The sequence below is a fragment of the Streptomyces oceani genome (genome assembly GCF_001751245.1).
Classification (GTDB): Bacteria; Actinomycetota; Actinomycetes; order Streptomycetales; family Streptomycetaceae; genus Streptomyces; species Streptomyces oceani.
The window spans coordinates 87,887-97,682 of the sequence record NZ_LJGU01000112.1 but is presented as its reverse complement, the minus strand read 5'-3'; the positions used below and the strand labels follow the sequence as shown (position 1 = coordinate 97,682).

The 9,796-nt window shown below is 69.4% G+C and carries 13 protein-coding genes and 1 pseudogene; 9 read left to right on the top strand and 5 right to left on the bottom strand.

Annotated features, from left to right (window positions below; all coding sequences use genetic code 11):
* From AN216_RS05850 to AN216_RS30000, 8 genes and pseudogenes are all read left to right on the top strand, one after another.
* On the top strand, window positions 1-407 hold a 407-nt coding region (locus AN216_RS05850), incomplete at its 5' end, for a sensor histidine kinase (RefSeq protein ID WP_338059229.1).
* Between the two features lie 243 nt (window positions 408-650).
* Entirely contained in the window at window positions 651-1,775 is a 1,125-nt protein-coding gene (locus tag AN216_RS05845) for a response regulator transcription factor (protein ID WP_070195515.1), read from the top strand.
* Between the two features lie 101 nt (window positions 1,776-1,876).
* Complete coding sequence (locus tag AN216_RS05840) at window positions 1,877-2,119, top strand: hypothetical protein (protein ID WP_420855691.1); 243 nt, start codon at window positions 1,877-1,879, stop codon at window positions 2,117-2,119.
* Window positions 2,092-2,703 carry a pilus assembly protein TadG-related protein gene (locus tag AN216_RS05835; protein WP_275522155.1) on the top strand — a complete coding sequence of 204 codons (612 nt, stop codon included), beginning with the start codon at window positions 2,092-2,094 and terminating at the stop codon, window positions 2,701-2,703. The genes AN216_RS05840 and AN216_RS05835 overlap by 28 nt, the downstream gene beginning before the upstream one ends.
* A gap of 21 nt (window positions 2,704-2,724) precedes the next feature.
* Window positions 2,725-3,315, top strand: coding sequence for a hypothetical protein (locus AN216_RS05830; protein ID WP_070195513.1), 591 nt, complete (start codon window positions 2,725-2,727; stop codon window positions 3,313-3,315).
* A gap of 8 nt (window positions 3,316-3,323) precedes the next feature.
* Entirely contained in the window at window positions 3,324-4,130 is an 807-nt protein-coding gene (locus AN216_RS05825) for an OmpA family protein (protein WP_070195512.1), read from the top strand.
* Window positions 4,131-4,177: 47 nt separating this feature from the next.
* A complete protein-coding gene (locus AN216_RS05820; protein ID WP_070195511.1) occupies window positions 4,178-4,513 on the top strand; it encodes a hypothetical protein in 336 nt (111 codons plus the stop codon).
* Between the two features lie 73 nt (window positions 4,514-4,586).
* A pseudogene (locus AN216_RS30000) lies at window positions 4,587-4,820 on the top strand (RNA polymerase subunit sigma-24); the annotation flags it as partial.
* 14 nt (window positions 4,821-4,834) lie between these two features.
* Here AN216_RS30000 and AN216_RS05815 read toward each other — a convergent pair.
* Window positions 4,835-5,521 (bottom strand): TetR/AcrR family transcriptional regulator, encoded by a 687-nt coding sequence (locus tag AN216_RS05815; protein ID WP_070195510.1) that lies wholly within the window; start codon window positions 5,519-5,521, stop codon window positions 4,835-4,837.
* 161 nt (window positions 5,522-5,682) lie between these two features.
* Here AN216_RS05815 and AN216_RS05810 point away from each other — a divergent pair, with 161 nt between their 5' ends.
* Window positions 5,683-6,801, top strand: a complete 1,119-nt coding sequence (locus AN216_RS05810) for a serine hydrolase domain-containing protein (protein ID WP_070195530.1) — start codon at window positions 5,683-5,685, stop codon at window positions 6,799-6,801.
* Window positions 6,802-6,883: 82 nt separating this feature from the next.
* Here AN216_RS05810 and AN216_RS05805 read toward each other — a convergent pair whose 3' ends face one another.
* The 4 genes from AN216_RS05805 to AN216_RS05790 all read right to left on the bottom strand — a co-directional run bounded on the left by AN216_RS05805 (window position 6,884) and on the right by AN216_RS05790 (window position 9,697).
* Window positions 6,884-8,035 carry a DUF819 family protein gene (locus tag AN216_RS05805; RefSeq protein WP_070195509.1) on the bottom strand — a complete coding sequence of 384 codons (1,152 nt, stop codon included), beginning with the start codon at window positions 8,033-8,035 and terminating at the stop codon, window positions 6,884-6,886.
* 167 nt (window positions 8,036-8,202) lie between these two features.
* Window positions 8,203-8,628: a hypothetical protein gene (locus AN216_RS05800; protein ID WP_244502338.1), complete on the bottom strand. Its 426-nt coding sequence runs from the start codon at window positions 8,626-8,628 to the stop codon at window positions 8,203-8,205.
* A gap of 114 nt (window positions 8,629-8,742) precedes the next feature.
* Window positions 8,743-8,946: a DUF6191 domain-containing protein gene (locus AN216_RS05795; RefSeq protein WP_070195508.1), complete on the bottom strand. Its 204-nt coding sequence runs from the start codon at window positions 8,944-8,946 to the stop codon at window positions 8,743-8,745.
* A 226-nt stretch (window positions 8,947-9,172) separates the two neighbouring features.
* Complete coding sequence (locus AN216_RS05790; RefSeq protein ID WP_070195507.1) at window positions 9,173-9,697, bottom strand: GNAT family N-acetyltransferase; 525 nt, start codon at window positions 9,695-9,697, stop codon at window positions 9,173-9,175.
* Window positions 9,698-9,796 lie beyond the last annotated feature (99 nt).

The following is a 9,796-nucleotide window of genomic DNA, read 5'->3' as shown; positions in this document are numbered from 1 at the left end:
CCGTGCCGCCCGCCGGGCCGCCGCCCGGAGGCGCGGGCGGCCCACCGCAGCCGGTCACCGTACGGCCGGCGGTGGCGCGTCAGGCCCTCACCATCGCGGCGGAGGCGATGGAGAACGCCCATCGGCACGCCCACGCCACCCACGTCACGGTCACCGCCGGCTGCCGCCCCGGCAGCGGCATCTTTCGGCTCAGCGTCCAGGACGACGGTCACGGACTGCCGCCGCACACCGACCTGGCGGACCTGCAACGTGACGGCCACTACGGCCTGCTCGGTATGGTCGAGCGTGCCGCGCAGCTCGGTGCCCGCATCCGGATCGGCCGTGGTGAGGCGGCCACGGGCACCGAAGTGCGCCTGGAACTCCCACTCGCGGCGATTACGCAGCCGTCACCGGGGGATGCCAGGTAGAGCACAAGCCGTCACAAGCCGTCTTACGCACGGGAGGGTTGAGACCCAGGCCGCCCGAGCCCGCGCCCCGTACGACCGCACCATCCGCACCGTTCAGATCGACCGTTCGCCCGGATCGACCACCGGACCCCAGGCCCGAGTCCGCCACGTGAGAGGAGGCCCGACCGATGCCGGACCACCCCAGCTCCGATAACCCGGCAGCGGCGTACGCCTTCCCGGGCCCGGAGCCCGTCCCGGCCGCCCATGCCTCGGGACCGGTGCCGTTCCAGCCAGGCCCCTCCGGGTCATACGTGCCGGGCGACGGTGACACCCACGCCTCCCAGCACACCTCGGACCCGGACGACACGTTCCACCCGGCGGAGGAGTCCGTCCTCGAGCCGTACGGCGGCGGCCCGTACGAGGAGCAGTACGGGTGCGACCCGTACGCGCGCGACCCGNTCGCCGGGCGCCGAACCGCGGCCCGTGCGGGTCCTGGTCGCCGACGACAACCCCGTCGTGCGTGCCGGGCTGCACAGCCTCCTCCAGGGGCGCAGCGACCTGCGGGTCGTCGCGGAGGCGTCGGACGGGCGGGAGGCGTACGACCTGGCGGGGCGCGTGCGGCCGGACGCGATTTTGCTGGACGTACGGATGCCGGGCGTCGACGGCATCACCGCACTGCCGCAACTGGCCAGACTGGCACCGGTGATGATGCTGACGTACAGCCGGGAGAGCGAGATCGTGTACGAGGCGCTGCGGCTGGGAGCGCGCGGCTATCTGGTGCACGGGGAGTTCACGGCCGACGAACTCGTGTCGTACGTCCGGGACCTCACGCGGGGCCGCGCCCCGTTCACCGCCACCTCGGCGCACGCCCTGCTGGAGCAGGCGCGCAGCCGGCCGACCGGTTACCCGTTGCCGGACGGCCTGGGGGGCGCTGCCGTGACCGTGACCGGCACGGGCCAGGCCGGCGCCGCCCCGGCCGACCCGAGGGGCGCGGGCCAGCAACACCCGCCGGGCGCGGAGGCGCAGGGGAACCCGGCCGGCACGGGCGGCGGACGAGGCCCCGGAGTGCCGAGGGCCGCACGGGATGGCCGAAAGCCTGAGCGGACGCCGCCCGGTGTGAAACAGTCAGCGGTTGAGCGACGACGGTGGGCGACGAGCGCGCACACCCGGGCCCGCCGGGCGTCGTACGGACTGAGCGAACGGGAGGTGGAGATCATGGAGTTGATCGCCTCGGGCATGACCAACCCACAGATCGCCGCGACCTGCTTCATCAGCGAGAAGACGGTGAAGAACCACATCAACCGCATCTTCACCAAGCTGGACGCCAGCACCCGCAGCCAGGCCATAGCCCGCTGGCTGGGCACCATACGTGCCGGACAGGACTGGTGACCCGATGACGCGCGAACACGGAGCGTGCGGGGGCCGCTGGGCCCGGATTTGGGCCCACGGGCCCATGCGGGCGACCGACCGCCCGCCGTACGTTCCGGAGGGTGCCGCCCGAACTGACGCGGCTGATCTTGAAGGAGACCGTCATGAAGCCCATCCGCAACTGGAGCACCAAGGCCCTCGCTCGCATGCGCGGTCGCTGGGCGGACCGGGGCGCCACGTCTATCGAGTACGCGGGCATCGTGATCCTGGTCGCGGGGATCATCATCGCGATTCGAGCTTTGAACCTGGATACCTTGATTTCCGGAGCGATCAGCAACTGGGTCGGTCAAGTTCTTGGCGGCTGATCAAAGGGACTGATAAAGACAAGGGACAGACCCTCATCCTGTATGGAGCAGTGATGGCGGGCCTGCTCTTCCTTGCACTGGCCTTCTTCACGGTCGCTCAGGCGAGCACAGTGCGGAACGGAGGTCAGTCCGCTGCTGATGCGGCAGCACTCGCAGCAGCCAGGGACGACCGGGATCAACTCTTCGATGGTTTTCTGGATTCGCTCGGTGAAGGTGACTCCTGGCAGGACTGGCTCGACCTCACGGCGCCACTGACTGGTGACGGGTGCGGAGAGGCTGACGAGTTCGCCGACTCGAACGACTCCGACGTCCTGAGCTGTGAACCCATCACGCGAGAGATGGACCCGGGCTACACCGTGAAGATCGAGACCCGGTTCGACACGGGTAACACCATCATTCCCGGCACTGAGAACAAGACAGCAAAATCCGATGCCACAGCTGTAGTTCAACCGTTGTGTGACTTCGATCCAGATATAGACAAAATCGAGATCACATGTGACGGCGATGAGTTCGAGATCGACCCTGATGATGACGAAATCGATTTGGAATCTGCTGACCTGTTTTCAGTGGTCTTGGTCGAGTGACGAGCAAAGGACGAGCGAAGTATGAACCTTCGGCGCACCATGAAGTCCCGAAGTGCTATGGCTGCTGTGGTGATCACGGCAACCACGGCACTGATGGTGTCTGGCTGTGGTGGGGGAGATGACGGGGAGGACGAGCCCAACGCCGACTCTTCCTCCGGCCAGTCCGAACAGAACTCCAGCGGTGGTGGTGACGACAACAAGTCAGAGGACGGCGGTGTACTGGCTGAAGTCACTGGTGGTGAGGACATCACCCTGACCATCAAGTCCGCCACGCGTAAAGCTGGCAACTTCGTGACAGTCAGCGGCTCTGTAAAGAACGGCGGTGACGGATTGTGGGCCGCCCCTGGTTGGCAGGGTGACGAGTCAGAACTGAACAAGAATGGCGCCTCCATGGCTGGGGCAAAGATCACCGACGGTAAGGGCAAGAAGCGCTACTACATCCTGCGGGATACTGACGGTCGTTGCCTGTGCACGTCGTTTCCACGAGGAATTCAGCCCGGCGAATCGAAGACCTGGTACGCCCAGTTCCCCGCCCCGCCTGAGGGCAATAACAAGGTGGACTTCCAGATCGCCGACATGCCCCCCGCCTCCATCACCATCTCCGAAGGGTGAGCGCCGCCATGACGCAGCAACGTCACCGTACGCGCGCCGGCACCGCGACCCGTACGCGCACCCGCGGCCTCGTCCTGGCGGCCTGCGGCACCACTTCGGCGATGCTCCTCACCGGCGTGTACGCCGGCACCGCGCACGCCGACCCGTCCTCCCCGCCGACGCCCGGCCCGGGGCCGTCGGCGTCCGCGCCCTCGCCGCCGGCGCCGTCCGTGCCAGGCGGCGACAACCCGACGACCATTCCCACCGGCTCCGCGCCCTCGCTGCCCGGCGAGACGGGCCCGCAGCCGGAGTTCAGCCAGCCGCCGGACGGTCTCGGCAAGGCCAAGCCGCCCACCAAGGTGGACACCGACGCCGCCGGTCTGAAGCTGGCCGACGGCGCGGAGTTGGCGCCGGCGAAGGTGCTGGACATCAAGTTCGTCACCGAGGACATGGGTGGCGAGGAGCGCCGGACGGACAGCAACAACAAGACGAAGTTCACGCTCCAGGCCGAAGTCCTCTTCCCGAAGGACAGTTCCAAGCTGAACGGCGAGGCGAAGTCCCGTATCGAGGACATCGCGACCGAGGCGAACAAGCAGAAGGCGACCGAGCTGAACGTCTTCGGCTTCACCGACAACCTCGGTTCGTACGAGCACGGTGAGAAGCTGTCCAAGGAGCGGGCCCGGGCCGTACAGGAGGAGTTGGCCAAGACGCTCGATCCCGAGGTCACCTACCGCGTGCGCGGCTACAGCGAGGACTACCCGATCGCGGACAACGGCACCGAGGAGGGTCGGAAGAAGAACCGCCGGGTCGAGGTGTCCTTCCCGCGCGACGAGTAGCCCGCCGTCACGCGTACGCCACGGGTTCACACGCCGGAGGAAGGCAGATGGCGCTGAACAGGAAGGGCTCCCGCCGGATCACGGTCGACGGGATCGCGTACCGCTGGCGCGTGCGCCACAAGCCCGCCTACGCGCAAAGTCTGTGCTGGACCCCGTTGACGTACGCCGTCGAGCTGGCCGATCGCGAGGGTCCCGGGACGACGCTGGTCGTCAGCACCGGACAGTCGCATCCCAGCAACTGGATGGGTGCCGCCGCGACATCCGTGCGGCCGGCGCAGGTGGCCGCGGGCATCCGGGGGGCCCGGGCCGCGGGTTGGCTGCCGGCGCGGCCCGGCTCGCCGTTTCGTTTCGACGGGTCGGCGGACTTCGTCCCGAGCCCCTGACCGACGCCGCCCGCGCGGACACCGTCCGTCGCCGCGGGGAGGTCCTGCCGGACGAGGAACGCGCGCTCCTCCGTGGGTCGCGCAGATCCTCGAGCGGTATGACGAGCTGCTGCGTTTCACCTACACCCCGGTCGTGCGCCTCAACCGCGTGGTGGCGCGCGGTTCCGGCGGTCCGCCAGGCAGCGGGGAACGGACGCCCCGGTACGCGGCGTCGGCGGCGCGTCCGCACGAGCGGGACGGCCTCCTCGCGAAGGCGGCGCGGCTGTACGCCGAGGCGGCCCACCCGGCGCCCAACCTGGCGGAGCGCGGAGCGGGGCCGTCTCACCCGCCGGGCCGTGGCTCAGCACTCGCCCGCGGGGCTGATGCGTCCTCGATGTGGGCGAGCTGGGCGGCGAGGATCTCCTCAAAGGCGGCGTCGCGGTCCGCGCCGAGGGGGTGTACGTCGCGGGCGAAGTGCGCCAGCGAGGGAAAACGCTCCGGGTCGGCGCCCAGCGTGGTGACGCGGAACAGCTCCACGCCCTGTTCGTACTCCTTCGGCGCCATGGTGCTGACGCCGGCCTCGGAGACGATTAGTGCGGTGATGAGGACGGCGATCCGGTGGTAGTGCGTGGGGATCTCCTCCTCGGGGAGCGATGACGCCCGCAGGGCCTGCAGCACCTCCTCCATGACCAGCCGGGAGCCGGTGCCGCCGGAGGCGTAGCGTCCCCAGATCGCGGCGAGTTGGGGCTGCCGGCCGAACGCCTCGCGTACGCGGCGGGCCAGGGCGGTGATGCGCTGCTTCCAGTCGCCCTCGGGGCGGTATCCCTCCATGGCGGCGACGAGGATGCGGTCGGCGACCGCGCGTAGCAGCTCGGTCTTGCTGCGGAAGTGCCGGTAGAGACTGGAGGAGTCGGTGCCCAGCGCCGCCGCGAGCCTGCGCACGCTGAACGACTCGGCGTCGCTCGTGCGCAGCAACTCCGCCGCCATGTCCAGGATTTCCTCGGTCGACCAACGCCTTCGGCCTGTCATCTCGCCCCTCTCGTCCCTCTCAGCCTAGCCGTGCACTTGGTGTTGCACGCACCGCGTGCATAATGGATGCGGAGACCGACGGCAGGCGGAGCCTGGACGAGGAGACGGCCGGGCCTCGGGAGACGTCGGAGGACGGAATCGAGGACGGGAGGAGACGTCTCATGCGGAAGCCGCTGGAGCCGGCGGAGTTGGACGCCGCTCTGGAGAAGGTGCACCACGCCGGAATGCCGGGAGTGTTCGCCGAAGTACGCGACGGCGAGCAGGTCTGGCGCGGCGCCGCCGGGTTCGCCGACGTGGCCACGGGCCGCCCGGCGGCCGTCGATATGCGGCACCGCGTCGGCAGCATCACCAAGACCTTCACGGCCGCCGCCGTGCTGCGGCAGGTCGAAGCCGGACACATCGGGCTGGACGCACCCATCGGCCGCTACCTCCCGGAGTTGGTCCCCGGGGAGCGCGGTGACGCCGTCACCGTGCGGATGCTGCTCAACCACACCAGCGGACTCGCCGAGTACCTGCCCTACGCCTACCCGTCCCTCAAGGCGTTCCCCGCCCTCGCGGACACCAGCCCGGAAAGCCTGGACGACAACCGGTTCACCCGGTTCGACCCCACCGAACTGATCGCACTGGGCGTCACCGCGCCCGCTGTCGGTGCTCCGGGCGACACCCCCGGGGTGTACTCCAACACCAACTACCTGCTCCTGGGCCAGCTTCTGGAGCGGGTGACCGGCGCCACGGTCGAGGAGTGCGTCACCCGGCACGTCATCGAGCCTGCCGGACTCCGGGACACCGAACTCCCCGTCGGCCCGTACGTCGACGGTCCACACTCGCGGATGTACGAAGCCTGGTTCGGCATGATCGACCCGCCGCGCGACTACAGCGTCTACGACATGTCCTGGGTGGGCCCGGCCGCCTCGCTGATCACGACCGTCGCCGACCTGAACCGCTTCTACGGCATGCTGCTGGCCGGCGAGATCGTCAGCCCCTCCTCGTTGGCGCAGATGCAGCGCACCGTCCCCGTCATCTCCCAGGAGGGACGGACGATCGACTACGGCCTCGGACTACACCCGATGGAGGGTTCGCCCTCGGGCGGCTTCTGCGGTCACGGCGGCACGGTCTGGGGCGCCGGAGCGCTCGCCATGGCGAGCGCCGACGGGGAGCGGCGGATGGCCGTCGCGGTGAACCAGCAGCGGTGGCACGTGCTGGACACCGATGGCAGGCCGCGGCCACACCCGATCGACGCCGCGCTCGCGGACCTGCACCGTCTGGCGACGCACGGCTGACCTGGAGCGGACGCTGCCCGTCGAGGTTACGGCCTCCCCCGCGGCAGGACCTCGCGAGTCCACGCTCTCGCGGGGGAGGACGTCAGATCGCCGACAGCAACTGCGCCGCCGTCAGGCCCAGGAACGTCCCCGCGAAGGAGCCGATCAGCGCCAACAGCACCCCGACGGGCACCAGTTGTCGATGGAAGGCGCTGGCCACCACGGGCGCGGAGGCCACTCCGCCGATGTTCGCGGTGCTGGACACGGCCAGGCTGAACAGCTCCACGCGGGCGAGCTTCGCGTAGACGATCATGATGGCGGCGTGTACGAGCAGCACGATCCCGCCCGCCAGCAGGTAGACCGGGGCCTCGGTCAGCGAGGAGAAGTCCGAACCGGAGGCGATCAGGCCGATGATGGCGTACAGCATCACGGACGCGACCTCCGAGGAACCAGCCGTCTCGCCCAGCGGGGTGGCGGCGATGACCAGGCCGGCGACGCTGACGATGAGGATGGTCCACGTCGTGCTGTTCACCACCGAACCGAGTTCCGGCAGCAGCTCTCCCAGTTCCCCCGCCACGGCCGACGCCAGCAGACTGAAACCGATGAGGGTGCCGAGTGACACGAGGTCGATGGGGCGTTCCCGGTCGTCGTGCGTGCCCTTGTGCTTGTCGAGGTAGCCGCTGTCCGCGCCTGTCCAACGGTTGAACTTCTCGGAGAAGCCGACGGAGCCGAACATCAGCAGCAGCCACACCGAGTACAGCACCGTGTCGACGATCAGCACGTAGCCGAAGAGGTTCTTCGGTGCCTCCACGACGTCCTGCACGGCGACCATGTTCGCCGACCCGCCCGTCCAGGAGGCGCTCAGCGCCCCCAGCGCGTCGCTGGCGCCCGAGTCCAGCGCGCTCCCCAGGAGCAGGAAGGCCACGACGAAGCCGAGCAGTACGCTGCCCGCCGCCACCGCGTAGGTCAGCAGCAGCTTGGGCCCCAGCTTGATGATCCTGCGGATGTCGCACTTGAACAGCAGCAGCAGGATCATGGCCGGCAGCAGCGCGTCCTGCAGCGTGTCACTGGTGTTCGTGATGGAGTCCGAGTCGCCGAAGACCCCGAGGGTGTTCAGCGCCGCCGCGCCGAAGTACAGCAGCACGAAGCCGGGGACGTACGTGAAGAAGGCGCTTTCGCTGCGCCTCGACGCGTAGATGAGACACCCGGACAACGCCATGATGATGGCGAAGAACAGAAAGCCGTCCGTGATCATGAATGCGTCAACTCGTGCTTCCTGGAGCCGAGTCGCGCCGCAGGTGTGGGGACGGACCCGGGTCCTCGTACGGAGTGCGTCCTCGCGGCCGGACCGCGCCGAGCGCACGTTGCGCGGGGCGCTGCCGAGCGTCGGATGGCACGTGCGCAGCGACCCGGGTCAGCCGATCACGCGGCCGGTGGGAGATCAACCCCCCAGGCGACACGTCGAGCACGAGGTGCGGGCGTGGGCGTGGTACGGATGCCGCGCTCAGTAGTGGACCGGCAGCCCGGGGTGGTGGGACGCCATCGCGCGCAGCACCGTCTCGGGCGGTACCGGCAGGGCGCCGTGGGAATGTTGGCCGGGCCGAAACCGAGCCGTGCGTTCATGGACGCGGTGCGGCGGAGGTACACGGACGCTCGGGCCAGATAGGCATCCGGGTCGTGCAGCAGCAACTCGATGAACCGCTGCGTGGAACCGCGTACGCGCATCTCCCCGATCCGCACGGCGGCGATCTCGTCCCAGCCGAAGCGGCCCAGCGTCAGATGATGCACTCCCGCGTCGTCCAGCACCAACTCCGGCCGGTCACGGAGCAGACGCTGGGCGATGAGCACCGACCCAGTGCTGTTGGCCCCACTCTAGCCGCGTCAGCACCCGGTCGTGGCCTGTCGAGCACCCGCTCGCGGACTGTTCCGGACGGCCATACGAGACCGTGGCTCCCGGCCCGCTCAAGCCCCGCTGTCGGGGTCGGCGGCCTCGTCGCGCGGAGCCGCGAGGTTGATCACGACCGTGCCGGAGTCCAGGTCGATCGGGCCCCGAGCCGGATTGGAGTTGCCCTCCTCGTCGCGTGTCAGCTCCAGCCGCTTCCGCTCGTCGTGGGTGTGCCGACTGCCCGGCACGAAGATCTCCACGAACGCGTTGACGCCGAGCACTGATCCCCTCCTGACGTGATCCCTCGGCGGCGACCGGCCCGGTGCCCCGTCCGCCCGCGCCGCGGCGCCGACGCCACCGGAACCACGGTACGTCCGGCGACGGCGGATGAACCAGACAGTCGTGACAAGAGTGACCTAACCGATGCGGTCCGGGCCGGCGCTCACCGGCACTCTCCGGCACTCACCGGTACGCGCCGCGGGCGCGCCCCCGTCGCGGTCCCGTCCCTCAGCGGAGTTCGCCGGCCAACAGCCCCATCGTGTACTCGTCGTACCACTCGCCGTCCCGTCGGAAGACCTGCCGCAGCCGCCCCTCCTCGACGAAGCCGACCTTCCGATAGACACGGTACGCGGCGTGGTTCTCCGTCACGACCGTCAGCGAGATCTTGTGCAGCCGCATCTTGTCGAAGCCGTACCGGCACATCGTGCGCATGGTGTCGGTGGCGTAGCCCTGCCCCCAGTAGTCCTTCTCACCGAGGTAGAGGTCGAGTTCCGCACAGCCGGTCTCCGGTTCGCAGTCGCGCAGCCGGACCAGCCCGATGAACTGTCCGTCCGCCCGCGCCCGCACGCCGTAGAGCACCTCGGAGTAGGTGTTCCGTGGCCGCTCCGCCAGGCTCCGCTGCACCTCCGCGAGCGACTGGGCGTAGCCGTCGTCCATCCAGCGCATGACCTCCGGGTCCTGGTGCCAGCGCCACATCGCCTCTGCGTCGGAGGGCTCCAGTGGGCGTAGCGTGACGAGTTCCCCGGGCACCATGCGGCGGCACGTCCTTCGGTCGGCGGCGGACGGCCCGGCCGGGCGGCCCCGCCTCATGCTTGACGAGGGCCGTCGGGCTCGCAACGGAATTACCAGGCC